This window comes from Streptomyces sp. NPDC050842 (assembly GCF_044456565.1).
Lineage (GTDB): Bacteria > Actinomycetota > Actinomycetes > Streptomycetales > Streptomycetaceae > Streptomyces.
The window spans coordinates 445,755-469,353 of sequence record NZ_JBITGA010000006.1; the positions used below are offsets into that span (position 1 = coordinate 445,755).

A 23,599-nucleotide genomic window follows, 5' to 3' on the forward strand; every position below is an offset into this window, starting at 1 on the left:
ATCCAGGCTGCTCGCGGACGTCATTCGGAGCAGCTACGCCGGAATACTGGCCGAAATCCCGATGCGGCGGCTGATCTCGGAGCAATGCGCGCTCCCCCGCATACGCGCGGAAATTGAAATTCCGGGGGGCGCGCCCGGCTGGCTCGGCTGGCTCGTCGCGACCGACCCCGAGGGCGCCGTCGTCGGCGTCGCCGCGGGCGGGGTCCCGGTGCCGGGCGAGGGCGAGGTGTACGCGCTGGCCGTCGCGGACGGCTCCCGCCGCCGAGGAGTGGGTACGGCCCTGCTGTCGGCGGCCACGGACCGGATGCGGAGCTACGGCGCCCACGACCAGCGGGTCGAACTCCCGGCGGAGACGGACCCGGCACTCCCCTTCTACACGCACCAGGGCTTCGCCCCCCTCGGCCCCACACGCTGGAGCCGCAAGGTCTGACGCCCCCGGCGCAGGCCCGTACGACTGTCGAACCGGCGGTCGTGGCAGATCCACGCCATCGCGTGTTCACGCAGCCCGATCCGGTGGATCGGCGCTCCCCCGCCAGGTCAGGATGGGTCCAGCGGCGCGGTCCCGGCGGCACGGGTACCTCGTCCGGACGGCATGGACCGAGCGAGCCCCTGGAGGAGCGATGCACACACCGAGCGGCATTTCCCTGCCCGTCGTGCCCGCAGCGCTCGCCCCGGTCCTGCCGTCCCGATACGACCGGGAGCGGGAGCCCGCCCCTGGGGCAGGCATCCGGATCGAGTCCGACACGCTGCCCGGACTCGAATCGGTCTCTCCCGCCGACGAGGGCTCGGTCTGGCTGCACGACGCCCTGCTCGGCCCGCACAGCGCGGACATCGTCCGGTACCTCAGCCTCGCCCGCTCCACCGGCGGACCCGTTCTGGACCTCGGCTCCGGCGCCGGGCGGCTCGCCGTCCCGTTCGCCCGGCACGGCTTCGCCGTGGAAGCCGTCGACCGGGACGCCTCGGCCTTGGAGCGCCTCGAAGGCTGGGCCCGCCGGATCGGCCCGCAGGTCGCCGGGCTCGTCGTCACCCACCGGGCCGACCTCACCGACCTGCGGCTCGAAGGGAGTTACCGGCTGGCGATGCTCGCGGGCGCGATGGTCACGGCCGTCCCGCCCGCGCACCGGCCGGAGCTGCTGCGCGAGGTCGCCTCCCACCTGGAGACGGGCGGGGCGCTCGCCCTCGACTACACCGCGCACCAGCTGCCCGGTCTCATCGCGGAGCCGCGCAGGACCTGGGCGTTCCAGGTGCCGCGCTTCGACGGGATCGACGAGTGGGTGGTGGCGCGGCAGGTCTTCGACCTGCCGTCGATGAGCGAGCGGATCACGTACTACACGGCCCGCACCGGCAAGCTCTCCACCGAGCGGGTCGTGCTGACCACCGACAAGTGGATCGTGGATCCCGAGCGGCTCGCGGCCGAACTGCACTCGGCCGGCCTGCACATCGAGGGCCGGCGACGCCACCGGATCGACGACCGGACCGAGAGCGTCCTGCTGGTGTGCAGGACGGACGACTGAGACGGACGACCGGACGCGGACAGGGGAGGCGACCGGGCCGGACGCCTGACGAGGTTGACGAGCAAGAGGTACGATGCCCACAAACGTTTGAGCCGACCAGGTAGCGGGCGGAGAAGATGGCAGTCGTGGAAGAGCTGACGGGCCGCGAGGCGGTGATCCAGCGCCTGCGCGACGTCGGGCTGCGGGTCACGGGCCCGCGCCTCGAGGTGCTCACGGTGCTCGCCGCCGGCGGCCATCTCGACGTCGAGGCGATCACCACGACCGCGCGCGAGCGGCTCGGCACGCTGACCAGCCAGGCCGTGTACGAGATGCTGCGGCACTTCCAGGAGACCGGCCTGGTCAGCAAGTTCGACCGCCCCGGCCTGCCCGCCGTGTTCGAGATCTCCGGCCCGGCGCACCAGCACGCGCTGTGCGTCGTCTGCGGCCGCGTGGAGAACGTCGACACGGCCGCGCCGAAGCCGCCCCGGGGCGCGCTGCCGGAGTGGACGGTCGAGGACGCCGAGATCGTGTTCAAGGGCCTGTGCCCCGACTGCCGGGCGAACACCCCCGCCGCCTGAGCGGTCCCGAGCCCCCCGCCAGGCCCCCGCCAGGCCGTCGCGAACCGTCCTGAGCTGCGGTGAACTCCGTGCGCGGCGTTCGAATGTGTGGCAGGGTCTAGCGGGGCGATTCATCAGGATCCATGGGGGTCCGAGGGGAGTCTGCTGCGCCGTGTCCAGAAACGCCGCCGTGGCCCGTACGGGCAGCGAACAGGCTCTCGCCGTCTACCAGCAACTCCGCGCCCGTCCGGGGACGGCCTTCGACGAGGTCGCGGACCGGCTGGAGCTCTCCGCCGAGGAGCGGGTGCGATGTCGTGACGAACTCGTCTCCTTAGGACTGACCGCACCCTCTCACGACACGAGCGCCGACGCCGTCGTCGACCCCGACGTCGCCCTGTTGCGCCTGCTGCGCCGGGAGCGCGACCGGCTCCGGGAGCGCCTCGCCGCCACCAGCCGCGCGCACACCGCCCTCGAAGCCCTCGCCGGACCGTTTCTGCGGGCCGGGGCCACGCCGCGCGGGGAGATCGAGGTCGAGATCGTCGACGATCCCCACCGCATACGGCGGAGCCTCGCGGACCTGACGGACTCCGTCCGGACGGCCGCGCACTTCATGCACACCGGCTCCGTCCGCCGCGAGGAGCTGCCGGACGAGCTGGCCCAGGACCGCCTGTGGGCCGAGCGAGGGGTCCGGATCCGGGCCATGTACAGCCGGCGGGCCGCCTCGGTGCCGGAGATGGCGCAGCACCTGGAAGAGCGGGCCGCGCTGGGCGTGGAGGTCCGGTTCGCCTCCGTCGTCCCGATGAACATGGTCCTCGCCGACGAGAACTTCGCGCTCCTGCCGACCGATCCGCACGACCTGTCCTCCGCCGCGATCCTCGCCCGCGGCCCCGGCCTCGTCCGCTCGTACCTCGCCCTGTACGAGTACTGCTGGACGGCCGCCGCCCCGTACGGCGAGGAGGAGGCCGCGGAGAAGGGCGGCGACGGGCTCTCCGAGCAGCAGCGGGCGGCGCTGCTCATGCTCGCCTCCGGCATCAAGGACGAGCAGATCGCCAAGAATCTGGGGGTCTCGCTGCGGACGGTCAGCCGGCTGCTCTCCGAGGTGATGCAGGAGCTGGGCGCGGCGAGCCGCTTCGAGGCGGGCGTGAAGGCGTCCCGGCTCGGACTGCTCGACGGCGAGGGGGCCGAGCGCGGGGTGTAAGAGCGGGATACCACCGGGGAGTTCGGATGACGCACGATGGATGCCTGATCGGTCGGACCGGTCGGATCGGTATGACGGACGGCCGCCCAGCCGTGTGACAGGGTGACGGCGGCGCGACTCGAGGGAACAGGGGGTCACTTCGCCTTGATCACCACCGGCGGCATCACGGGTCCGGGGACGGGTTCGAGTACGGGGAACGGAACCGGGCGCTCGGACGGCTCACCCGATGCTGTGGTGACCCTTTATCAGGAACTGCGCAGGCGCGGAGTGTCCAGCCTCGGCGAGGTGGCCTCCGAACTCCGCCTCTCGTCCGAGGAGTACGAGCGATGTCGGAGCGAACTGACGGACCTCGGACTCATCGTGCCGACCAACCAGGCCCAGCACGGCGCTCGTACGGAACCGCGGACGGAACCGCAGGCGCGCGAGGGCGACGGACGGCAGGGCGGCGGGCAGCAGGACGGCGACACGGTCGCGGTGATCGACCCGGAGATCGCGCTGCTCCGGCTGCTGCACCGGGAGCGGGAGCAGCTGCGCGAGCATCTCGACGAGGCTGACCGCGCGTACAGCACCCTGGAGACCCTGGCGGGGGCGTTCCTGCGGGCCGGTTCCCTCACGCGCTCGGACGCCGATGTGGAACTGCTCAGCGACTACCGGCGGATCCAGCAGGTCCTTGAGGACATCACGGACGTCATCCAGCACAGCCTGGCGTCGATGCATCTGACGTCACTGAAGCGCGAGGTGGGCGATCGGGTGCTGAGCCGGGACCGGCGGCAGCTCGACAACGGGGTACGCGTCCGCGCCATGTACAGCGAGCAGGCCTGCGCCTCGCCCGAGGTGGCGGAGCATCTGCGGCGCCGGGTCGAGGCGGGGGTGGAGGTACGGATCGCGTCGGCCGTGCCCATGCCGCTGATCATCGCGGACGCGCAGTTCGCGGTCGTGCCGGTCGATCCGGCCGAACCGGCGGCGGGGGCGGTACTGGCCAGGGGCCCAGCCCTCGTCCGCTCGTACCTCGCGCTGTACGAGCACTGCTGGCACACCGCCCTGCCGTACGGGGACGGATTCGCGCCGGATCAGGGCGGCGACGGGCTGTCGGAGCAGCAGCGGGCGGCACTGAGCATGCTTGCCTCCGGGATGAAGGACGAGAAGATCGCACGCGGACTCGGGGTGTCGCTGCGGACGGTGAGCCGCATGCTCTCCGAGCTGATGCAGGAGATGGGCGCGACGAGCCGGTTCGAGGCCGGGGTGCGGGCCCATCGGCTGGGCTGGGTGGACTGAGGAAGTCCGAGAAGTCCGAGAAAGCTCGCCGGGGAATGCGAAGAGGCTCCGCGCTCGCCCTTTCCAGGGCAGTCGCGGAGCCTTTTCGCATTCCCCGGACGCTCAATTGGCAGGTATCGGCGCCGGGGAGACCTTGTCCCACTCGTTTCCGTTGGACGGGGACGGCGTGGGGGTCGGGGTCGCGGTGGTCTCGCCGGCCGCCCCTTCGGCCATCACGTGCTGGGGGGCCGAGACCCCGCTCGGGGCCGTCGCCAGGGCCGCGCCGCCGGCGACGGCGAGACACGCGGCCGCGGCGAGGGCGAACTGACGGACGGTCTTGCGCATCCCCGTGGCGTGCTCAGCAGACATGATTCCTCCAGGAGTTGGAATGTGAATTCCGCCTTCCGGGGGCCCGTGCCGCCGGGCGTTCCCTGAAGACATCTCCATTCTGTCCCCGCCCCGGAATCCGATCCAGGGATTCTCTGTGCGTGGACCCGCCATGGCGTGGATGCGTCAATACGCCCGCGCCACAACGGAATTGAAGGATCCGGAGCCTTCCATATCTTTGGTCGAACCAAAAGAGATGCTAGACTTGAGCTACGGCCTTCTCGTTCCTCCAGGAGAGAGAGGCCGCCGGGGCAGGGGCGTGCCGCCGCCCCTGCCCCGACCCCTGTCCACGCCCCTCCGCCAGCGCCCCGCGGTACACCTCGACGGTCCGGGTGGCGGACGCGCGCCAGCTCATCCCGCGCGCATGGCGGACCGCCGCCTCGCCCATCGTCTCCACCGCCTCCGGGTGCGCGGCGAGCCACCGCAGCCGCCGCGCGTACTCCACCGGGTCGTGGCCGTGCACCAGAAGCCCCGTCACCCCGTCCCACACCGCCGTCGGCAGTCCGCCGACCGCCGCCGCGAGCACCGGGGTCCCGCAGGCCTGCGCCTCCAGGGCCACCAGACCGAACGACTCGCTGCGCGAGGGCACCACCAGCACGTCCGCCGCCCGGTACCAGTCCGCCAGGCGTGACTGCGGTACGGGAGGGAAGGCCCGCAGCACGTCGGTGACGCCCAGCTCCCCCGCCAGTTTCCAGGCCGTCCCCTCGCGGGTCGCGCCCGAGTGGCCGCCCACCACCGGCACCAGGAGCCGCCGGCGCAGCCCGGGCTCCAGGTGCAACAGCTCGGCGACGGCCCGTACGAGCACGTCCGGGCCCTTCAGGGGCTGGATGCGGCCGGCGTAGAGCGGGACGAACGCGTCGGCGGGGAGCCCGAGCCGGGCCCGGGCCGCCGCCTTGCCTCCCCCGGAGCCTTCGGCCTGGGAGGTACCCCCGGCGGGGCGGAAGGTCCGCAGGTCGACCCCGGGCCGTACGACCTCGGTCCGCTCGCCCGCCGCCCCGTAGAGCGCGCGCAGCGCGTCCGCCTCGTCGGTGGTGTTGGCGATCAACCGGTCGGCGGAGCCGACGACCTGGAGCTCACCGCGGACGCGGAGCTCGGGCTCGGGGGTGTCGCCCTCGGCGAGCGAGGCGTTCTTCACCCGGGCCAGGGTGTGGGCGGTGTGCACGAGCGGGATCCGCCAGCCGACGGAGGCGATCCGGCCCGCCTGGCCGGAGAGCCAGTAGTGGGAGTGGACCAGGTCGTAGCGCCGGTCCTCCTTCAGCAGGGCCAGCGAGAAGGGCACGACGAGGTCCGGCATGGCCTCCTTGGGCAGCGGGCCGCGCGGCCCGGCGTGCAGATGGCGGACCCGGACGCCCGGGGCGAGCTCGACGAGCGGGGGCAGGCCCTCGCCCCGGCAGCGGGTGAACAGGTCGACCTCCACGCCCTGTTCGGCGAGGGCGCGGGAGAGTTCGACCATGTAGACGTTCATTCCGCCGGCGTCCCCCGTCCCGGGCTGGTGGAGCGGGGAGGTGTGGACGCTGAGCATGGCGACGCGCAGGGACACGTGGGGCTCCTGTGGAGTGGGGGCCACGTGTCCCTGCGCGTCGCTCGCGCGCACGGTCACGCGGCAGGGACTGGGGTACTCGGAGATACGTAAATACTTAGTTGCTTAGTAGTCGAGGAGGTCAGAACCCGAAGACCGGGCCCGAGGGCGGTGCGAGCCGGGTCCCCGGGAGGGGGCCCATGAGGGCGTGCCAGTCGACCGGCCGCCCCGGCTCCACCTGGAGCGCCGCCGCGAGCCGGGCCGCGCCCTCCGGCATCACCGGTCGCGCCCACGCGGAGAGCGCCGACGCCACCGCCAACTGGGCTGCGAGCGCCGGGAGATGACGGCAGGAGGTGCTGGGCCGGCACCGCTCGTGGGCGTTGACGTGGCCGAAGTCGGCCACCGAGCGGACCATCTCGTCGAGGACGGCGACCGCCCGGCGCGGGTCGAAGGCGTCGGGGCCGTACGCCTCGCGCAGGTCGTCCACGCCCCGGTGGAGCCGCCGCTCCAGGATCTCCCAGCCGGTGCCGCCGGGCAGCGCCTGCGGGGCGAGTCCGCCGCACTCCTCCCGTACGGAGGAGAAGAGCCGCGCGAGCCAGCTGTTCCAGCTCTCGTCCAGCTCCCGGCGGGCGGCCGCGAGCCGCTCCCGGTGGAAGACGGTGCGGCGGCCGAGCGGGCGGGCCTGGAGGACGTGCCGGCGGAGGGTGTCGGAGCCGTACTCGGTGAGGAGGTCCAGCGCCCAGACGTTGCCCTCCTGGACGCCTTCCTCGATGACGTACGACTCGTTGACGTTGAAGTCCTGCGGCAGCTTGATGTCCTGCGCGAGGAGCAGGACCGGCAGGAGCACCGCGTGGCAGAAGGAGTGTCCGAAGCCGCAGAAGTGGATGGCGCGGCGGGGCAGCGGGCCCTTGGTGTCGTAGCCGAAGAGGTGCATCGCGGCGGCCTCGAAGCAGCCGTCGATCCGGTGCTCGGGGAAGCCGTCGACCGGGACCGGGAGGCCCCACTCGGCGGGGTGGCCGACGGCGATGTCCGGCAGCCCGTCCTCGACGAGCGACTCGCACAGGGCGGCGAGCCGGGGCGGGAGCCCGGCCGTCGCCCAGTACTCGGCGAGCGTCTCCCGGAACGGCTCCAGGGGCACGTACAGCCGGCGGCAGCGGCGGGCCACCGCCGGGGTGTCGCAGACCGCGCAGCGCGCCGAGACGAGGTCGCCGCCGTCGTTGGGGCGGGCGCACTCGTGGCACATGCCGCCGTCGCTGTCCGCGCCGCAGTGCGGGCAGCTGCCGGTGGCGTGCGCCCCGTACAGCCAGCGGTCGCACGGCTCGCAGTAGGGCAGGAGGCGGGTGCGCGGGGCGATGACCCCTTGCGCGAACAGTCTGCTGAAGAGGTCCTGCACCCAGCGTCCGTAGCCCTTGTCGCGCCGCGGGCGCACGATGTGGTCGAACTCGACGCCCGAGCGCAGCCAGTCGGCGGTGATCGCGGCGCGGTAGCCCTCCGCGACCTCCTCGGGCTTGCGGTTGTGACGCAGCGCGCGGACCTCGACGGAGCTGGCGTGGTCGGCGGTGCCGGTGGTGAACCGGACCGCCTCCCCCTCGGCCCGCAGATAGCGGGTGAGGACGTCGGCGGCGACGTACGGCCCTGCGAGGTGGCCGATGTGGAGTTCGCCGTGGGTGGCGGGAGGGGTCGCGGTGATCCAGACGGGGGTGCTCATGGGACTGGGACCTCCTTGACGCTGTGGTGCGAAGCTTCAGCGGGTCAGCGGGGCTCGAAGTGGAAGGAACGGATGAAGCAGTCGCGCGGCTGCTCGACGGCGTAGACGATGCATTCGAAAAGGGCCTGGGTGGTCAGCTTCTCGTCGGGTGCTATTCCGTCCGGATTCGATCCGTCCCATTCCGCGAATCGCGGATCGGAGGTCGAGAAGTCGGGCGGGAAGAGCGAGAAGACCCGGACCCCGGACGGTCGCAGCCGGCGGGACAGGATGTCGGCGAATCCGGCCTGCGCGCTCTTCGCCGCCCAGAACGCCTCGTGGGCGTGGCCGGCGGTCGCGGCGGAGGCACCCTCGGCATCGCGGACGGCGACCATGTTGACGATGTCGGGCCGCAGGGAGCCGCGCAGCAGCGGCAGGAAGTGCTTGACCATGAGGACCGTGCCGCCGGCCGTCGACTCGATCGTCTCGACGATCTCGCGGTCGCTGGCGGCCTCCAGGTCCATGCCGTCGAGCCAGCGCGCACCGTTGTTGACCAACAGGTCGACGCGGTCGGTGTGTTCGCCGACACGGGCGGCGAACTCCCGGATCTCCGCGGGCCTGCTGAGGTCGCAGCCGAAGGCGTGGATACGGTCGCGGGCCGAGCCCATGACTTCGGTACGGGTGCGTTCGGCGGCTTCGACGGTCCGCGCCGAGACGTAGACCTCGGCGCCGAGATGCGCGAATCCGACGGCGAGCGCGCGACCGAAATAGCGGGACGCTCCGGTCACGACGACACGCAGGTTCTCGAATTTCATGTGCGTCTGCTCTCCCCACGGATACCGATTACCGGTCCATTTCAGCGTGGCAGAGAAAGGACACCGTGGGCCCTGTGAGAGGGGTGCGCGTTCACGCCGTTGCGTGGATGCGCCACGGCAGTTCGAGCCTGCCGAGGACCGTCGCCCGCTTGTGGTGGACGCGGACGCGGTCGGGTGCGGCAGAGACGGTGACGGTGCCGCCGGGGGTGCGGACGGGGCCGGTCGGCGCGGGGACGACGGTGCCGTCGAGCGCGCCGGCGGCGGCGAGGGCGGCGGCGCCGGTGAGGGCGAGCCGGGGGTGCCAGCCGCCGACGGTGAGGGCGCGGACGGAGAGCCCGCCGGGGCCGTCGCCCTCGGTGAAGGCGGCGATCTTGGGGAGGGCGGAGTGGGGCGGATACCCGAGGATGCGGGCGGCCTCGGCGCGCAGCGCGAGGAGCCGTGCGTGGAGGGCGTCCGCCGGGAGGTGGCGGGCGTCGACGAAGACGTACGGATTGCCGTACCGCACGAGCGAGACGGGCACCCCGCAGAGGACGTCGACGGGCCGACCGGTGGGGAGGGTGCCGGGGGCGGTGGGGGCCTTGAGGAAGCTGAGCGTGTACGCGTCGGTGCTGCCCTGCGGCTCGCAGAGGACGGTGTCCCCGGTGGTCACGGCCCGGACGGTGACGGGCCCGGGCCGGCCGTCGGCGACGACGCAGGCGAGGAGGGAGTGCCCGCACCCGGCCCGGAAGTCGAAGGCACCACCGGGGAGGGCCTGCACGAACCGGTAGTCGAGGCCTCGCCGGCCGGGGCCGTACAGGGCGATCTTGTGGAGGTCGGCGTACGCCGTCCCGGCGAGGGCGCCCCGCAGCCGCGCCAACTCGCCACCCAGCGCGAGCGCCCCGACCGGAAGCTGATCGAGCCGCAGGACGAGCGTGGGCCCGGGCGCGTCCTCGGCCCGCACGACGGTGCCGAGCACGACGCCTCGACGACGGGCCCGGCCGCCGGTCGCGGCCGCCCGCCGGGTACGGGCACGCTCAGGCCGCACAGCCCACCGGGATTCGCATGCCCTGTACGACCTCCGTCCACAGTTCGTGGACGGCGAGGCCCCAGAGGGCCAGGGCGTCATGGTGCGAGGGGCGTTCGAGCTGGCGGGCGAGGAGCTTCTGCACCCGGTCCGCGCGTACCTTGCCGCCGAGGACGAGGCGGGCCGGGGAGAGCAGTTCGCGGACGGTGTCGAGGAGCGGGCTGCCGGGGGCGAGCATCGCCGCGAGCGGGAGGGTGAAGGGCTGCTTGGGGCGGCGGAGGACGCCCGCCGGGAGCAGCTCGGACCCGGCTTCGTACAGCGCCCGCTTGCCCGTCCGTGCCGCCGTCGGCAGGGCGCGGGCGTGCGCGACGACGGACGGCTGGCAGAAGGGCATGCGGGCCTCGACGGCCCACGCCATGGAGAGGTGGTCGACGCGCCGCAGGTGGTACGCGGGGAGCCGCCAGCGCGTCTCGAAGGCGGTCATCGCGGCGAGCCGGTCCTCGCCGACGGCCTCGGCGGAGCGCAGCTCCTGCTCGATGCGGTCCGCCGCGGAGCCCTGATCGGCGATGTGGGCACGGTAGTTGGCGGTGTAGAGGTGTTCGCGGAGCAGGCGCGGGGCGGCGGAGAGGGCGTCGGCGTACGCGCCGGCCCAGTCGGCTCCGCCGGGCGCGGCGAGCGCGGCGCGCATCCGGTCGTAGCCGCCGAAGAGTTCGTCGGCGCCGTCGCCGGCGAGCGCGACGGTGAAGCCGTTCTGGCGGACGGCGCGGAAGAGCGCGTACGTGGAGAGGGTGATGGGGTCGGCGTTGGGCTGGCCGAGGTGGCGGACGGTCCGGGTGAGGAGGGAGGAGAGCTCGTCGGGGTCGACGGAGACCTCGTGGTGGACGGTCCGGGCCCGGCGGGCGACGGAGCGCGCGAACGCGGCCTCGGAGTCCGGCCACTTGCCCCGGTACGTGAGGTGGAAGGTGTGCAGCGGCGGGGCGTCGGTCTCGCGGGCGTGCTCGGCGGCGAGCGCGGTGACGAGGCCCGAGTCGAGGCCGCCGCTGGTGATCGCGCAGACGGGCACCTCGGCGTGGGCGAGCCGCCGGACCTCGTGGCGCAGGACGTCCTGAGTGTCCTGGGTATCGCCGGGGGGCGTTGCGGGGCGGGGGCCCCGGCGGCGGACGACCGGGGCGGATCCCGGGCGTACGAGGGCGGTGGCGCCGGGCGGCAGGACGCTGACGCCGTCGAGCGCGGTGTGCGTGGAGAAGGAGGTGCGGGTGGCGAGGACGGTGTCGAGGGCGTCGTCGCGCGGGGCGATCCGTACCCCTTCGAAGGCGAGGAGGGCGGGGATCTCGGAGGCGAAGCGGGTGGAGCCGTCGTACGGATCGTGGTGGAAGTAGACCGGCTTCATGCCCATGTCGTCGACGGCGAGGACGAGTTGGGCCGAGCCGGGGCGCAGGTCGAGGATCGCGACGGCGAACATGCCGTCGAGGTGCTCGGCGAAGGCCGGACCGTACTCGGCGTACAGCGCGGGGAGCACGGTGCCGTCGCAGCGGTCGGGGAAGCGGTGGCCGCGGGCGGCGAGCGCGCGGCGCAGTTCGGCGTGGTTGTAGATCTCGCCGTTGAGCACGGCGAGGATGCCGGGGAGGTGCGGCAGCCGGTAGGGCTGCTGCCCGCCGCACGGGTCGGTCACGGCGAGCCGGTCGCAGCCGAGCGACCAGCCGGGCCCGCTGAGCACATGGTGCTCGTCGGGGCCGCCGTGGCGCTGGCGGGCCGAGACCGCCGCGAGCTCGGCGGGGTCCGGGCGGTCCGCTCCCGCGGCGATGGTGCCGAGAATCCTGCACATGGCGGTCGCCTCCGTATTCCGAAGTCGCGCTTCCGACGTCACGCGTCCGAAGTCACTGTCCATCTCACACTGGTCGCACCCAATGATTTGAATCTACCAAGTTTTTGAATGGCGCGTAAGTGCCATGTCCAGTTCACGCCACGGGTTGGCCTTGCGGCGCTCCCGCCACCCCAACAGGCTTGCCTCATGAGGGACATGGAGGATTTCGAGAGGGGCCGCGGCGCACCCGCATCCCTGCTGGTCGTGGCCGCGCACCCGGACGACATCGAGTTCTGCGTCAGCGGCACCGTCATGCAGTGGATCGAGCGCGGCACCCGCGTCACGTACTGCATCGTCACGGACGGCGGCGCCGGCGGTTACGACGAACAGCTCCCCCGGCAGGCGATGGCGGACCTGCGCCGCGCCGAGCAGGTCCACTCCGCGAAACTCAGCGGCGTCGCCGACGTCCGCTTCCTCGGCTACCCCGACAGCTTCGTCGAGGCGTCCGTGGAACTGCGGCGCGACCTGTGCCGGGTCATCCGCGAAGTGCGCCCGCAGCGGGCCATCATCCCGTCCCCCGAGATCAACTGGGCGCGCGTCGCCGACCTCCACCCCGACCACCGCGCGGTCGGGGACGCCTGCCTGCGCGCGGTCTACCCGGAGGCCCGCAACCCCTTCGCGCACGCGCAGCTCCTGAAGGACGAGGGCCTGGAGCCGTGGACGGTCCACGAACTGTGGCTGATGACCGGCCCCACCCCGAACCAGTACGTGGACGTCACCCCGGTCTTCGACCGCAAGGTCGAGGCGCTGCGCATCCACACCTCCCAGACGGCCCACTTCGACGACCTGGCCGGCCTGCTCCGCGACTGGCTCGGCGAACACGCGACGGCGGGCGGGCTGCCGCCGGGCCGCATGGCGGAGGCGTTCCAGATCGTGCACATCGACTGAGCCACCGGCTGAGCCACCGGCCGATCCCTTCGGCCCTTCAGCGTCCTTGTGACGGCACGGGTCGCGTGAGACGGTGAACGCCACACGTGGGGGCGCGTGGGACCAACACGCGCGTGACGAGGGGGAGTTCACGCCATGACCAGCACCGCTTCCGGCCTGTACGAGGCCCTGATCACCCAGTACCTCGCACGGGTCGAGGCCGACCAGGAGCCCTACTACTCGGTCGCGAGCAGTCTGCGCGGCTACGCCGACTCGATCTGGAGCGACGCCGGGGACGCGAACCAGCACGTCCAGCGGCTGCTCTCGTCCGGCAGGGGCGAGGCGCTGGACGCCCTGGGGCAGCAATGGGACAAGGTCATGAACCAGGACGTCCTGTCGATCTCGCAGGCGGCGGGAGTGGCAGGCGCCGCGGCGAACGCCATCGCTGTGACCATCGCGGAGGCCAAGGCGCAGCTCGTCCAGGTCGCTGCCGAGTGCGCCGAGACCACCGTCGCCGGGCTCGCCGGCGCGACGCTGACCTTCGGCGCCGCCGACGGCATCGTCACGACCGCGATCGCGGGCGCCCAGGCCCAGTCGCAGGTCATCGTCTCCCAGTGCACAAGGAACGTCCTCAGTACCCTGAGCCAAGTCCAACAGGACCCGAACGTGGCCCCGCTCGAACGCATCGCCGCCGGCCTCGCGGGAGGCATCGGCGGCCAGGCCCGCGACGGGGTGGCCGACGCGGGGACGGGGCACGCCTGGGGCAAGGACCTCGGCTCCGGCAGCGGCCGGGCCATCGCCGAGGGCATCAGCGTCGACCACGCCGAGCACGAGCGCGCGGCCGGGCGGCTCCGGGAGGTCGCCGTCGAGGTCCACGGCAAGACCGCGGGCCGGCTGTCCGAGGCTGCCGACCACCACGCCACCGCCGCCGCGAGCGGCGAGCTCGGCGCGGCGATCGCGTCCGTGCTCGACACGGTCCTGAACAACCTCGACAAGGGCACGGACGCCTTCGGCGACTACCTGAGCGGCGCGCTCCCCGACGGCATCCTGGTGATCTCCAGCAGTCAGCAGGCCACGGACGACGCCAGTAAGAAGCGGATATCCGAACTGGACCGATAGGGCCAGGGTCAGGCGGGCGGCCAGGGACTCTGGTGCCCCGCGCGGTGATCGGGTTCAATGCCCTTCCGTCGACGAGCAGGGGCCATCCGTGACCGAGTTACCACCGTCCCATGACCGGGTTCCACCGCAAGCGCCGCCGCCTCCGCCGCCCCTCCCGCCGGATCGGGCACCGGGATCGTCCCCGGGACCGTCCCCGGCATCGGATCCGGCACGGGATCCGGCACGGGATCCGGCAAGGGATCCGGCACCGGCGCCAGCACCGGCGCCGACGCCGACGCCGACGCCGGTCGCTCCTGAGCAGGCTCCCCGGCCCCGGCGGCTCGGTGAGGTCGCGGCGCTCGTGTCCGCCCTCACGGCCGTCGCGGGGCTCCTGCTCGGCTTCTTCGGCCTGCCGACACTGGTCAATTCGCCCACGGCCCGGCCGGTCGTCGTGACCGTGACCGTCCCCGCGCCCCCGGCCGCCGGCGCCAGTGCCACGCCTGCGAGCGCGACACCCACACCCACACCGGACCCGGAGACGAGCGGTCCCGAGACGATCCCCGCTCCGCCGCCGCTGCCGACCGGCGCGGTCGCCCTCAAGGACCTCACCCCGCTCGGCGACCACGGACCCGACAAGGTCGGCCTGAGCACCGCGACGCTCGGGGGCAAGGCCCACGAGAACGCGATCGTCCTCCGGTACCCGTGCATCAACACCGTCGAGTACGGCCTCAACGAGCGCTACAAGAGCCTCACCTTCACCACGGGCCTCGACGACAACGGCCTGGCCAAGCCCGGGAAGCTGACCGTCGCCGGTGACGGCCGGCCGCTCAAGAGCGTGATGCTGGAGATCAACCGCCCCCAGACCGTCACGGTCGACCTCACCGGCGTGGTCACACTCGCCATCTACAGCGACATCAGCGAGGGCAACTTCTGCAACGACGACGACGTCGTGATCGCACTCGCCGACGCCGTCCTCCGGTCATGAGACGGGCGGAGCAGGGAAATGCCTCGACACCGGCCTTGTGATCGGGGACGCTTCCCGCGATGACAAGAATCGACGACACACCGCCCGCGTGGGACGAGCGCACCCAGCTCGCCACGTTTCTCGACTACACACGCGGCACCGCCCGCGCCAAGTGTGACGGCGTCTCCGCGGAGGACGCCCGCAAGGCGCTCCTGCCCGGCTCGCCGCTGATGACCATGAGCGGACTGATCAACCACCTCCGCTGGGTCGAGTACTACTGGTTCCAGGTGGTCTTCCTCGGCGAGGAGGACCAGGGCCCCTGGACCGACGAGGACCCCGACCGCGAAATGCGCGTCGCCGTCGACTTCCCGCTCCCTCAGCTGCTCGACGAGTACGCCGAACAGAGCGCCCGTTACCGCGAACTCGTCGCCGCGAACAGCCTGGACAAGCGGGCGGAGCGACCCGTCCGCGACGGCCGCCACGTCGATCTGCGCTGGATCCTCCTCCACCTCACCGAGGAAACCGCCCGCCACAACGGCCACTTGGACATCCTGCGCGAGATGCTCGACGGCACGACCGGCGGCTAGCGGGTAGCGGCCAGCGGCCGGCGCGGAGGGAAGCGGTTCCTCCGCGCGACCGGCGGGTACGTGGCGAACATGTCAAAGGGATGGCGCTGGTTCCTCCTGGCCGTGTTCGTCGTCTGGACCGTCTTCGCACTCCAGTGGATCGACCTGGGCTGCGACTACCCGGAGGCGTACCTCGCGGTCGTCCGCTTCGGTACGCCGGAGGGGCTGGAGTTCCTGCCCGCCTGCGGCGGGTAGGAACGCCGGCCCTCTGGCACGGTCAGACCGACCGGGCGCGGAGGCGGCGCAGCATGCGCGGGTCCTCGAAGCCGACCGATCGCGCGGCGGCGTCGATCGTCGCGCCCTGGCTGATGACGTGTTGGGCGCGTTCGAGGCGGAGCGTCTGCTGGTAGCGCAGGGGCGTGAGCCCGGTGGCGCGGCTGAAGAGGCGGGTGAGGGTGCGTTCGCTCACGCCGACGGCCGCGGCCAGGGCGGGCAGCGGCAGCGGCTCGTCGAAGCGGGTGTCGATGACGTCCTGGGCGCGGTGCACGGTGTCGTCCAGGTGCGACCGGTGCCGGAGCATCGCGCTGGCCTGCGGGTCATGGCCGTTGCGGCGGGCGTAGACGACCATGTCCCGGGCCACTTGGGCGGCGGCGGCCGGGCCGTGCCGGGTCGCGACCAGGTGCAGGGCCAGATCGATGCCGCTGGCGATGCCGGCCGAGGTGATCACCCGCTCGGCGGCGGTGAACAGGACGTCGCGGACGACGACCGCCCTGGGGTGGCGCAGCGCCAGCTCGTCCTGCAGGTCGTGGTGGGTGGTGCAGCGGCGGCCGTCGAGCAGTCCGGCCCGGCCCAGCGCGTCGGCTCCGGCGCAGACGCTGGCCACCGTCCCGCCCCTGGCGTGGTGCTCCCGGAGGGCCTGGAGGGAGGCGGCGCCGAGGGCGGGGCCGTCGGCCAGGGTGCCGGTCCGCCAGCCCGGCACCATGATCAGGTCCTCGGGCCCGAGCTCGGGCCAGTCGAGCCCGGCCACCACCGGCAGGCCCTGGGCGGTGGGCACCTGCGGCTGCTCGGCGACGTAGGCGAGCGTGTACGGGTGCCCGAAGTCGGCCGCCGTGGAGAAGACCTGCGCGGGGCCGGCCAGGTCCAGCAGCTGGACTCCTGGCACCAGGAGGAAGACGATGTGGCTCACGATCCGGTCAGCGTACGGGGAGTTCCGCCGCGACCGCGAGACCATCGAGCGTGGCGATGGTGGCGAAGCGTCCGGCGAGGGCGTACTCGGTGCGCCTGATGGCTTCCGCGGACGGCAGCGTGCGGGGGTCGGCGAGCAGATCGGCGACGCTCCGGTCGGCGGGGGCGTCGCGGTGGGGGATGGGGTGGGTCGCGGTCGCGTCGGTGACGAACGTGACCTGGTAGCCGAGGTCGCATGCGACGCGCGTGGTCGTCTCCACGCACTGCTCGGTGCGGATGCCGCAGACGGTGAGCTCGCGGATGCCGTGCGCGGTGAGGAGTTGCTGCAGGTTGGTGGTGGTGAAGGCGTTGTGCGAGGTCTTGTGGATCAGCGGCTCGCCGTCCGCTCGCTCCACCTCCTCCATCAGCCGGACGTGGCCGAGGGCCGGGTCGAAGACGTCACCGGTGCCGGGCTCGGAGTGCAGGACCCACACGACCAGGTCCCCGGCCCGGCGGGAGAGCCGCACCAGGCGGTTCACCTTGTCGGCGATCTTCGGGTCGGAGATGGCTTCCCACAGCGGCTGGGCGCGGAAGGACTCCTGGACATCGATGACGATCAGTGCTCGGCTCATGTCCCCCAGCCTGGCCCTCGCGGGCGGGGCGGCGACAGGCCGCATCGGGTCCGGCAGCGGACCGATCCGGTCAGCAGGGCGTACGCCGGCAGGTCCCATGAGGTCCGGGGTTTCGCCCTGTTCGGTACGCCTCGCCGGCGACGCCTTGTCGGTTTATCGGTTTGCCGCCGGCCGACGGCGTCGGATAGGAAGCCTGCATGCTGAGAGGTAGCAAGGTCGGGCTCAGGGCCCGGCACGACGAGGACATCCCGATCCTTCGGACCGAGCTGTACGACGACGTGGTGACCGGCTCGCGGGCGGAAGCCGCGCCGTGGCGACCGGTCACGCCCGGCGCGAAGGATCCACGGCTCGTGGTGGACGACACGGTCCAGGGGAGCGTCTCGTTCTCCGTGGTGGAGCTGGAGGGCGGCACCCTGGTCGGCACCGCGAACCTGTGGGGCATCGACAACCACCACCGGTCCGCGCACATCGGGCTCGGGCTGCTGCCGTCCGCCCGCGGCAACGGCTACGGCACCGACGTGGTCGCGGTGCTGTGCCACTACGGCTTCGTCGTGCGCGGCCTCCACCGGCTGCAGATCGACACGCTGGCGGACAACACCGCGATGCTGCGCTCCGCCGAGCGCAACGGCTTCGTCCGCGAGGGCGTCCTGCGCTCCTCGGCCTGGGTGCTGGGCGAGTTCCTGGACGAGGTACTCCTCGGTCTTCTCGCCCAGGACTGGAAGCCGGACCCGGCGGCATAGGCAAGGGCAGCCGTCGGGGCCCTGCTTCGACAGGAAGGCCGCGTCAGCGGACCACGTCGAAGACCTGCTTCTGCAGTCCGTTGGCGTAGACCTCGTGCTCGACGAGCTTCAGCTTCTGGGTGTCCTTGTCGGTGGCGCTGAAGAGCCGCTTGCCGGCGCCGAGGAGGAGCGGGAAGACGAGCAGGTGGTAGCGGTCGATGAGGCCGGCGTCCGAGAGGGCCTGGTTCAGGGTGGCGCTGCCGTGGACGATGATCGGGCCGCCCTCGGTCTCCTTCAGCGCGGCGACCTCGTCGAGCGAGCGCAGGATCGTCGTCTCGCCCCAGTTCGACACCAGGTCGTCCTCGGTGAGCGTGGTGGAGACGACGTACTTCGGCATCTCCTTGTAGTCGGCGAAGTCCTCCATGTCGGGCCACACGGGGCTGAACGCCTCGTAGCTGGTCCGGCCCAGCAGGATCGCGCCGGCCTCCTTCTGCTCCCGGCCCTTGATCTCGAACGCCTCGGGGAGGAACTCGACGTCCTTGAAGGTCCAGCCGGAGTTCCGGTAGCCGGGCTCGCCGCCGGGGCCCTCCACGACGCCGTCGAGCGAGATGAAGGCGGAGCTGATGAGAGTGCGCATGTCGTTTCCTCGGTTCCTCGGTGTTCCGGCGCTTGTCTTCGGTTCTCGGCTCTCGGCGCTCGGCGCTCGGCGCTCGGCGCTCGGCGCCGCGTGCCAGTCGTGATGTATGACCGCGGCCCGCGGAAAAACTCATCGGTCGCCACTCAAGCCTAAGATCGAAGTATGGCCATGCAGCGCAGTTCCTCACTGTCCCTGTGGTCTCGGGACTCGTTCCTGTCCGTCGCGTCGGTGGGCTCGACGCTCTCGATCGGCTCCGTCGGGTCTTTCCTCTCCGTCGGCTCGATCGGCTCCGCACTGTCCGTCGGCTCCATCGGCTCCTGGGCGAGCGCCTTCTCGCTGTTGTCCGCGCGGTCGTGCCGGGCGATCCTCTCCCACGGCTCCCGGCGGGGCCGCTGACACACGGCGGCCCCTGTGGGCTTCAGGCCGCCGAGTCGATCTTGGACTGGAGGTTGGTCAGGAGGAGCTGGAGGAGTTCGATCGTCGTCTCGTCCGTCAGGTTGCCCTCCGCGTCGAAGCGCTCGTGCGAGCGGAACACGTGCACCTCCGGCTTCACCACGACGTCGTTGTCCGTCCAGACGAAGACCTGACGCAGGGCGATCTGTGCGCGGACCGTGCCGAAGTTGGTCGGCGCGGCGCCGAGGATCGCGGTGGGCTTGCGGTTCAGGGGCAGGCCCTCGGTGCGGGTCCAGTCGGTGCTCAGCCAGTCGAGGGCGTTCTTGAGGACGCCGGGGATGGAGTAGTTGAACTCCGGGGTGGCGATGAGCAGTCCGTCCGCCTCCGTGACCCGGCGGCGGAGCTCGTTGACGACGGCCGGGCGCAGGTCGGGCGTGTCGAGGTCCTGGTCGTACGGCGGGATGTCGCGCAGGCCCTCGTAGATCTCGATGTCCTGGCCGGTGTTGAACTTCTGGGCGGCTCGCAGCAGTTGGGTGTTGTGCGAGTCGGAGCGGATCGAGCCGGAGATGGCGAGGATCGTGGACGCGGTCTTGGACGTGGACGCGGACTTGGACGCGGACTTGGACGCGGACTTGGACGCGGTCATGGCGGTTCCCCCTCGGAAACGGTGTGTCGTATCTCGACGACCAGAAAGCTAAACCGATCGGTTCAGTCTGTCAACGGAACGGTTCAGTCTTGACAGTGAACTGAATGGTGTAGTTCATTCGACGCATGCCCACTCCCACGACCGCAGCTCCCCCGACGCTCACGAAGGACGGCTCAGAGCGGGCAGGCGGCGGCCTGTTCCTCGCGTTACTCGCCGCACCCGCCGCGATGGGCGTGTCCGGGCCGACCCTGGCCCTGTCCGACGCCGCCCGCGGACTCGCCGTCTCCCCGGGGACGGCCGCCTGGCTGCTGACCGCCTACGGGATCGGCATGGCGGTCGGTACGCCCCTGCTGGCCGCGGCCGGCGGGCGGCGCGGCCCCGCCGGCACCGTCCGGGCAGGTGCGGCCGTCCTCGTCCTGGGCGCGGCCCTCACCCTCGTCGCCCCGAACCTCCAACTGGCCGTCACCGGGCGCGCCCTGGAAGCGGCGGGCGCGGCCGGGCTCAACGTCGCGGCCTTCCAGATCGCCGGCCGGGACCGCTCGGGTCGGGCGCCCGGGCTCGTCGCGATCGGCAGCGCGGTCGGCGGCACGTCGGGCCTCTTCGTCGGCGCGGCCGTCGCCGGGACGCTCGGCTGGCGCGCCACCCTGCTGCTCCCGCTCCTCAGCCTGCTCGCCCTCGCACCGGCACTGCGCCTCGCGGGCCGCACCGCGCCGGAGGAGGGACCCGGGACCGGGCACCGGCCCCGTATCCCCGCACTCCCCCTCGACGTGCTGCGCGACCCCGGCTTCCGCACCGCCGCCGGGCTCATGCTCGCGCTCTCCACCGTCAACTTCGCCCTGCTGTACGCGGCTCCGCGCCGCGTCACCGCCCTCACCGGCTGGACCGGCGTGGAGACCGGCGCGGCGGCCTCGATCGCCACCCTGGTGGGCGCCCTGCTGTCCTGGCAGCTGATCCGCGCCGCCCCCCGCCTGGGCGCGCGCCGGACGCGGCTGCTGCTCGCGGCCGGATCACTGGCGGCGGCCGCCCTGGCGGCGTTCGCGCCCTGGGCGGCGGTGGTCCTCGTCGGCTCGGCGACCAGCTCCCTCGTCACGGCCGGCGGTCAGGGGCTGCTCACCGGCGCGGCGACCGGGCGGCTCCCCGAGGCGCGGCACGCGACGGCGATCGGGCTGTTCAACCTGGCCTTCCTGATCGGGGTGGCGGCGGGCCCGGCCGCGGCGGAGGCCCTCCAGAACACACCCTGACGTCACCCTGACCGCCCAACCGACCTACCGCCCTGCCGCCCTGCCGCCCCACCGCCCTACCGCCCAACCGCACACCCTCACCTCAGGAGCTCCCCATGTCCCTCCTCCACCCCTCCTACCCCGCCCCCCGCTACTTCGGCGAGCAGGGCGAGGTCAACGCCCGCTTCCGGCCCGCCGACGCCGAGCCCGACTACGTCTCGGGGCCGGGGCCCGGCGGCACCGCGTACCACTACCTGTCCCAGAACACGTCGACCGACGGCGAATACGGCCTGTACCGCGTCGACATGGGGCCCGAGGCGGGCGGTCCGAGCACGCACTTCCACAAGGCCATGTCGGAGGCGTTCTTCGTCCTCTCCGGCAGCGTGCGGCTGTTCGACGGGGAGAAGTGGGTCACCGCCGGCTCCGGCGACCACCTCTACGTCCCCGTCGGCGGCCTGCACGCCTTCCGCAACGACGCCCCCGAGCCCGCCTCGATGCTCATGCTGTTCGCCCCCGGCGCGCCCCGCGAGGAGTACTTCGAGGCGATCACGCAGCTCGCCGACCTGAGCGACGCCGAGCGTGTGGAGTTCTGCGAGCGCCACGACAGCTTCTTCGTGTAGGCGGCCAGGGCCGCCGGGCCTTGCAGACCAAACCGTTCAGTTCATATACTGACGGCCCCCGCCACCACAGCTAAGGACCCCGCATGGACGCCCAGGGCGCCATCGACGAGTACGGCATCCCGATCATCCCGGACCCCGCCGACGCGGCCTCGCGCAAGCGGCAGGCGATCATCGACGCCGCCCTCGCCGAGTTCCTCGCCGAGGGCTACTCCGCGGCCTCCATGGACGCGATCACCCGCGGTTCCGGGGTCTCCAAGGCGACGATCTACAAGCACTTCGGCAGCAAGGAGCGTCTCTTCCTCGCCGTCATCGGCGGTGTCCTGCCGAAGACGTACGCCGATCTGGAGCCCTCCAACTCCACGCTCGCCGACGCCCCCGACCTGCGGGCCGCGCTCGTCCGGCTCACCACCGACTGGGCGCGGATCCTGCTGCGGCCCGACATCATGTCGCTGCGGCGCCTGGTGATCGGCGAGATAGACCGCTTTCCGCAGCTCGGCCAGCTCTGGTACCGGGTCAGCTACGACATGAACAACGGCCCGCTCGTCGAGGCCTTCACCGAGCTGCACGCGCGCGGCACGCTCGACGCGCCCGACCCGAAGCTCGCCGTGCAGCAGCTCGTCGCGGTGACGGTGGGCGTACCGCAGCTCGTGCGGACCTTCTCGCCCGACGCGGTGATCGAGGACGCCGAACTGACGCGGGTGATCAGCTCGGGAGTGGATCTGTTCCTGGCCCGGTACGCGACCGCCTGACGATCCTGACCCGGGCCCACACCAGCAGGGCAGCCGCCCACGCCCCGGTGGTCAGGAGCTGGATACGGCTCGCCTCGTCGCCCAGCATGAAGAGCAGCACCCCGCCGATTCCCGCGAGGGCGACGACCGCCCGTCCGGACGTGCCGTGCAGGCGCAGGTGGGAGGCGGCGATCAGCGCCCAGACGACGAGGATCGCGGCGCCGATGGAGTTGAGCAGGAACGGGAAGACCGTGCGCGGCCAGAGCAGGCTGAGGATCACCGAGACGAAGCCGAAGGCGGCGGAGGCGAGGACGGCCGCGTACGGGACTCCCTTGCGCAGCCGGCCGAGCGCGCGGGGTGCGTCGCCGCGCCCGACGAGGGCGTACAGCATGCGCGAGGAGCCGTAGATGTTGGCGTTCATCGCGGACAGGAGCGCGACGAGGACGACGGCCTTCATGAGGTCGGCGGCGCCCGGGACGCCGATGCGGGCCATGACGGCGGCGTACGGGCCGCCGGCCACGGCCGGGTCGTTCCACGGGACGAGGGCGACGATCACGGCCATCGAGCCGAGGTAGCAGACCGCGACCCGCCACATGACGGCCCGTACGCCGGTGCGGACCGCGCGGACGGGGTCGTCGCACTCGGCCGCGGCGATGGTGACGGTCTCCAGACCGCCGAAGGCGAAGACCGCCGCGACCATGCCGACGGCGACGCCGTACCAGCCGTTCGGCAGGAAGCCGCCGTCGCCGAGCAGGTGCGCGGTCCCGGGCGAGGGCGTGCCCGGCAGCAGACCGGCCAGCACCACGACCCCCAGGACGAGGAAGCCGCCGATCGCGGCGATCTTGAGGCCGGCGAACCAGAACTCCAGCTCGCCGAAGTTCCGGACGCCGGCGAGGTTGCTCACGGTGAACAGGCTCATGAAGACGGCCACCCACACCCAGCCGGGCACGGCCGGCACCCATCCCTCGACGATGTGCGCCGCGCCGACGGCCTCGGCGGCGACGCTCACGACGAGCAGCGCCCAGTACATCCACCCGGCGAGGAGCCCGGCCCACGGACCGAACGCCGCCCGCGCGTGCTCCGCGAAGGAGCCCGTGACCGGGCGGGCCGCGGACATCTCGCCGAGCATCCGCATCACCAGGACGGTCAGGACGCCGGCGAGGCCGTACGAGACGAGGATCCCGGGCCCGGCGGCCGCGATCCCGAACCCCGAACCGACGAACAGCCCGGCACCGATGGCCCCACCCAACGCGATCATGGCCAGATGCCGCTGCCGCAGCCCCGCGCCGAGTACCCGCTCTGTCACGATTCCCCCGAAATTCAGACGACCGGCAGACGACCGGCGCAGGAGTTTCGCCGCTGACCTGGCACGATGGCAAACCGGTTCCGGCCGCTGAGACGTCCCGAGAAGCCGGAACGGGTTGGGGAACGCGCGGGACCACGGCCTTCCGGCCGTCGCGGGAACTCGGCACGGCGTGGAGGCACCGGAGGACGTCGTCCGACGTGCCCAGGCCCTCCGCTGGCTCCAGGACAACGCCGAGGGATTCCTCGACTTCGACGTACTGGAGGAG

The 23,599-nt window shown here is 72.4% G+C and carries 26 protein-coding genes; 15 read left to right on the top strand and 11 right to left on the bottom strand.

Going from position 1 to position 23,599, the window contains the following annotated elements; translation table 11 throughout:
• The first annotated feature begins 61 nt into the window (after nt 1-61).
• The 5 genes from ACIBG6_RS22795 to ACIBG6_RS22815 all read left to right on the top strand — a co-directional run bounded on the left by ACIBG6_RS22795 (nt 62) and on the right by ACIBG6_RS22815 (nt 4,523).
• Nucleotides 62-430, top strand: a complete 369-nt coding sequence (locus tag ACIBG6_RS22795; RefSeq protein ID WP_399224367.1) for a GNAT family N-acetyltransferase — start codon at nt 62-64, stop codon at nt 428-430.
• A gap of 190 nt (nt 431-620) precedes the next feature.
• The gene (locus tag ACIBG6_RS22800) at nt 621-1,514 is read left to right on the top strand and encodes an SAM-dependent methyltransferase (protein WP_399224368.1); all 894 of its coding nucleotides are present in this window, start codon (nt 621-623) and stop codon (nt 1,512-1,514) included.
• A gap of 125 nt (nt 1,515-1,639) precedes the next feature.
• Nucleotides 1,640-2,071, top strand: coding sequence for a Fur family transcriptional regulator (locus tag ACIBG6_RS22805; RefSeq protein WP_399224369.1), 432 nt, complete (start codon nt 1,640-1,642; stop codon nt 2,069-2,071).
• A 151-nt stretch (nt 2,072-2,222) separates the two neighbouring features.
• Nucleotides 2,223-3,248: a LuxR C-terminal-related transcriptional regulator gene (locus tag ACIBG6_RS22810; protein WP_399224370.1), complete on the top strand. Its 1,026-nt coding sequence runs from the start codon at nt 2,223-2,225 to the stop codon at nt 3,246-3,248.
• A gap of 234 nt (nt 3,249-3,482) precedes the next feature.
• Entirely contained in the window at nt 3,483-4,523 is a 1,041-nt protein-coding gene (locus tag ACIBG6_RS22815; RefSeq protein WP_399224371.1) for a LuxR C-terminal-related transcriptional regulator, read from the top strand.
• A gap of 102 nt (nt 4,524-4,625) precedes the next feature.
• Here ACIBG6_RS22815 and ACIBG6_RS22820 read toward each other — a convergent pair whose 3' ends face one another.
• From ACIBG6_RS22820 to asnB, 6 genes are all read right to left on the bottom strand, one after another.
• Nucleotides 4,626-4,871, bottom strand: a complete 246-nt coding sequence (locus ACIBG6_RS22820) for a hypothetical protein (protein ID WP_399224372.1) — start codon at nt 4,869-4,871, stop codon at nt 4,626-4,628.
• Nucleotides 4,872-5,088: 217 nt separating this feature from the next.
• Complete coding sequence (gene mshA / locus ACIBG6_RS22825; protein ID WP_399224529.1) at nt 5,089-6,411, bottom strand: D-inositol-3-phosphate glycosyltransferase; 1,323 nt, start codon at nt 6,409-6,411, stop codon at nt 5,089-5,091.
• Nucleotides 6,412-6,550: 139 nt separating this feature from the next.
• A complete protein-coding gene (locus ACIBG6_RS22830; RefSeq protein WP_329621953.1) occupies nt 6,551-8,116 on the bottom strand; it encodes a class I tRNA ligase family protein in 1,566 nt (521 codons plus the stop codon).
• Between the two features lie 44 nt (nt 8,117-8,160).
• On the bottom strand, nt 8,161-8,907 hold the full coding sequence (locus ACIBG6_RS22835; protein ID WP_399224373.1) for an SDR family oxidoreductase: 747 nt from the start codon (nt 8,905-8,907) through the stop codon (nt 8,161-8,163).
• 91 nt (nt 8,908-8,998) lie between these two features.
• Entirely contained in the window at nt 8,999-9,862 is an 864-nt protein-coding gene (locus ACIBG6_RS22840) for a hypothetical protein (protein WP_399224374.1), read from the bottom strand.
• 58 nt (nt 9,863-9,920) lie between these two features.
• A complete protein-coding gene (asnB, locus tag ACIBG6_RS22845) occupies nt 9,921-11,735 on the bottom strand; it encodes an asparagine synthase (glutamine-hydrolyzing) (RefSeq protein WP_399224375.1) in 1,815 nt (604 codons plus the stop codon).
• A 195-nt stretch (nt 11,736-11,930) separates the two neighbouring features.
• Here asnB and ACIBG6_RS22850 point away from each other — a divergent pair, with 195 nt between their 5' ends.
• From ACIBG6_RS22850 to ACIBG6_RS22870, 5 genes are all read left to right on the top strand, one after another.
• Nucleotides 11,931-12,662 (top strand): PIG-L deacetylase family protein, encoded by a 732-nt coding sequence (locus ACIBG6_RS22850; RefSeq protein ID WP_399224376.1) that lies wholly within the window; start codon nt 11,931-11,933, stop codon nt 12,660-12,662.
• A 135-nt stretch (nt 12,663-12,797) separates the two neighbouring features.
• On the top strand, nt 12,798-13,760 hold the full coding sequence (locus ACIBG6_RS22855) for a hypothetical protein (RefSeq protein WP_399224377.1): 963 nt from the start codon (nt 12,798-12,800) through the stop codon (nt 13,758-13,760).
• A 340-nt stretch (nt 13,761-14,100) separates the two neighbouring features.
• A complete protein-coding gene (locus ACIBG6_RS22860) occupies nt 14,101-14,724 on the top strand; it encodes a hypothetical protein (RefSeq protein ID WP_399224378.1) in 624 nt (207 codons plus the stop codon).
• Between the two features lie 59 nt (nt 14,725-14,783).
• Entirely contained in the window at nt 14,784-15,290 is a 507-nt protein-coding gene (locus ACIBG6_RS22865) for a DinB family protein (protein WP_399224379.1), read from the top strand.
• Between the two features lie 69 nt (nt 15,291-15,359).
• Nucleotides 15,360-15,524, top strand: coding sequence for a hypothetical protein (locus ACIBG6_RS22870; RefSeq protein WP_399224380.1), 165 nt, complete (start codon nt 15,360-15,362; stop codon nt 15,522-15,524).
• Between the two features lie 22 nt (nt 15,525-15,546).
• Here ACIBG6_RS22870 and ACIBG6_RS22875 read toward each other — a convergent pair whose 3' ends face one another.
• The gene (locus ACIBG6_RS22875; protein WP_399224381.1) at nt 15,547-16,455 is read right to left on the bottom strand and encodes a GlxA family transcriptional regulator; all 909 of its coding nucleotides are present in this window, start codon (nt 16,453-16,455) and stop codon (nt 15,547-15,549) included.
• A 7-nt stretch (nt 16,456-16,462) separates the two neighbouring features.
• On the bottom strand, nt 16,463-17,065 hold the full coding sequence (locus ACIBG6_RS22880) for a cysteine hydrolase family protein (RefSeq protein ID WP_399224382.1): 603 nt from the start codon (nt 17,063-17,065) through the stop codon (nt 16,463-16,465).
• A gap of 197 nt (nt 17,066-17,262) precedes the next feature.
• Between ACIBG6_RS22880 and ACIBG6_RS22885 the strand changes: the two genes are divergently transcribed.
• Nucleotides 17,263-17,805, top strand: a complete 543-nt coding sequence (locus ACIBG6_RS22885) for a GNAT family N-acetyltransferase (protein WP_399224383.1) — start codon at nt 17,263-17,265, stop codon at nt 17,803-17,805.
• A 43-nt stretch (nt 17,806-17,848) separates the two neighbouring features.
• On the opposite strand, the gene ACIBG6_RS22890 is transcribed toward ACIBG6_RS22885, so the two are convergent.
• A complete protein-coding gene (locus tag ACIBG6_RS22890; RefSeq protein WP_399224384.1) occupies nt 17,849-18,421 on the bottom strand; it encodes a dihydrofolate reductase family protein in 573 nt (190 codons plus the stop codon).
• A gap of 162 nt (nt 18,422-18,583) precedes the next feature.
• Between ACIBG6_RS22890 and ACIBG6_RS22895 the strand changes: the two genes are divergently transcribed.
• A complete protein-coding gene (locus tag ACIBG6_RS22895) occupies nt 18,584-18,817 on the top strand; it encodes a hypothetical protein (protein ID WP_399224385.1) in 234 nt (77 codons plus the stop codon).
• 22 nt (nt 18,818-18,839) lie between these two features.
• Here ACIBG6_RS22895 and ACIBG6_RS22900 read toward each other — a convergent pair whose 3' ends face one another.
• Nucleotides 18,840-19,460, bottom strand: coding sequence for an NADPH-dependent FMN reductase (locus tag ACIBG6_RS22900; protein ID WP_399224386.1), 621 nt, complete (start codon nt 19,458-19,460; stop codon nt 18,840-18,842).
• Nucleotides 19,461-19,585: 125 nt separating this feature from the next.
• On the opposite strand from ACIBG6_RS22900, the gene ACIBG6_RS22905 reads away from it, so the two are divergent.
• The 3 genes from ACIBG6_RS22905 (at nt 19,586) to ACIBG6_RS22915 (ending at nt 22,049) form a co-directional block, all read left to right on the top strand.
• The gene (locus ACIBG6_RS22905) at nt 19,586-20,701 is read left to right on the top strand and encodes an MFS transporter (protein WP_399224387.1); all 1,116 of its coding nucleotides are present in this window, start codon (nt 19,586-19,588) and stop codon (nt 20,699-20,701) included.
• 95 nt (nt 20,702-20,796) lie between these two features.
• Nucleotides 20,797-21,300: a cupin domain-containing protein gene (locus ACIBG6_RS22910; protein WP_399224388.1), complete on the top strand. Its 504-nt coding sequence runs from the start codon at nt 20,797-20,799 to the stop codon at nt 21,298-21,300.
• Nucleotides 21,301-21,383: 83 nt separating this feature from the next.
• Nucleotides 21,384-22,049 carry a TetR/AcrR family transcriptional regulator gene (locus tag ACIBG6_RS22915; RefSeq protein WP_399224389.1) on the top strand — a complete coding sequence of 222 codons (666 nt, stop codon included), beginning with the start codon at nt 21,384-21,386 and terminating at the stop codon, nt 22,047-22,049.
• Here ACIBG6_RS22915 and ACIBG6_RS22920 read toward each other — a convergent pair.
• The gene (locus ACIBG6_RS22920; RefSeq protein ID WP_399224530.1) at nt 22,003-23,286 is read right to left on the bottom strand and encodes an amino acid permease; all 1,284 of its coding nucleotides are present in this window, start codon (nt 23,284-23,286) and stop codon (nt 22,003-22,005) included. The two genes, ACIBG6_RS22915 and ACIBG6_RS22920, sit on opposite strands and share 47 nt — an antisense overlap.
• Between the last annotated feature and the right edge of the window lie 313 nt (nt 23,287-23,599).

Coding starts and splice junctions, on each gene's coding strand:
- ACIBG6_RS22795 (WP_399224367.1), top strand. CDS start 62: ATGCGGCGGCTGATCTCGGAGCAATGCGCGCTCCCCCGCATACGCGCG.
- ACIBG6_RS22800 (WP_399224368.1), top strand. CDS start 621: ATGCACACACCGAGCGGCATTTCCCTGCCCGTCGTGCCCGCAGCGCTC.
- ACIBG6_RS22820 (WP_399224372.1), bottom strand. CDS start 4,871: ATGTCTGCTGAGCACGCCACGGGGATGCGCAAGACCGTCCGTCAGTTC.
- mshA (WP_399224529.1), bottom strand. CDS start 6,411: ATGCTCAGCGTCCACACCTCCCCGCTCCACCAGCCCGGGACGGGGGAC.
- ACIBG6_RS22830 (WP_329621953.1), bottom strand. CDS start 8,116: ATGAGCACCCCCGTCTGGATCACCGCGACCCCTCCCGCCACCCACGGC.
- ACIBG6_RS22835 (WP_399224373.1), bottom strand. CDS start 8,907: ATGAAATTCGAGAACCTGCGTGTCGTCGTGACCGGAGCGTCCCGCTAT.
- asnB (WP_399224375.1), bottom strand. CDS start 11,735: ATGTGCAGGATTCTCGGCACCATCGCCGCGGGAGCGGACCGCCCGGAC.
- ACIBG6_RS22850 (WP_399224376.1), top strand. CDS start 11,931: ATGGAGGATTTCGAGAGGGGCCGCGGCGCACCCGCATCCCTGCTGGTC.
- ACIBG6_RS22855 (WP_399224377.1), top strand. CDS start 12,798: ATGACCAGCACCGCTTCCGGCCTGTACGAGGCCCTGATCACCCAGTAC.
- ACIBG6_RS22865 (WP_399224379.1), top strand. CDS start 14,784: ATGACAAGAATCGACGACACACCGCCCGCGTGGGACGAGCGCACCCAG.
- ACIBG6_RS22870 (WP_399224380.1), top strand. CDS start 15,360: ATGTCAAAGGGATGGCGCTGGTTCCTCCTGGCCGTGTTCGTCGTCTGG.
- ACIBG6_RS22880 (WP_399224382.1), bottom strand. CDS start 17,065: ATGAGCCGAGCACTGATCGTCATCGATGTCCAGGAGTCCTTCCGCGCC.
- ACIBG6_RS22885 (WP_399224383.1), top strand. CDS start 17,263: ATGCTGAGAGGTAGCAAGGTCGGGCTCAGGGCCCGGCACGACGAGGAC.
- ACIBG6_RS22890 (WP_399224384.1), bottom strand. CDS start 18,421: ATGCGCACTCTCATCAGCTCCGCCTTCATCTCGCTCGACGGCGTCGTG.
- ACIBG6_RS22895 (WP_399224385.1), top strand. CDS start 18,584: ATGGCCATGCAGCGCAGTTCCTCACTGTCCCTGTGGTCTCGGGACTCG.
- ACIBG6_RS22900 (WP_399224386.1), bottom strand. CDS start 19,460: ATGACCGCGTCCAAGTCCGCGTCCAAGTCCGCGTCCAAGTCCGCGTCC.
- ACIBG6_RS22905 (WP_399224387.1), top strand. CDS start 19,586: ATGCCCACTCCCACGACCGCAGCTCCCCCGACGCTCACGAAGGACGGC.
- ACIBG6_RS22910 (WP_399224388.1), top strand. CDS start 20,797: ATGTCCCTCCTCCACCCCTCCTACCCCGCCCCCCGCTACTTCGGCGAG.
- ACIBG6_RS22915 (WP_399224389.1), top strand. CDS start 21,384: ATGGACGCCCAGGGCGCCATCGACGAGTACGGCATCCCGATCATCCCG.
- ACIBG6_RS22920 (WP_399224530.1), bottom strand. CDS start 23,286: ATGATCGCGTTGGGTGGGGCCATCGGTGCCGGGCTGTTCGTCGGTTCG.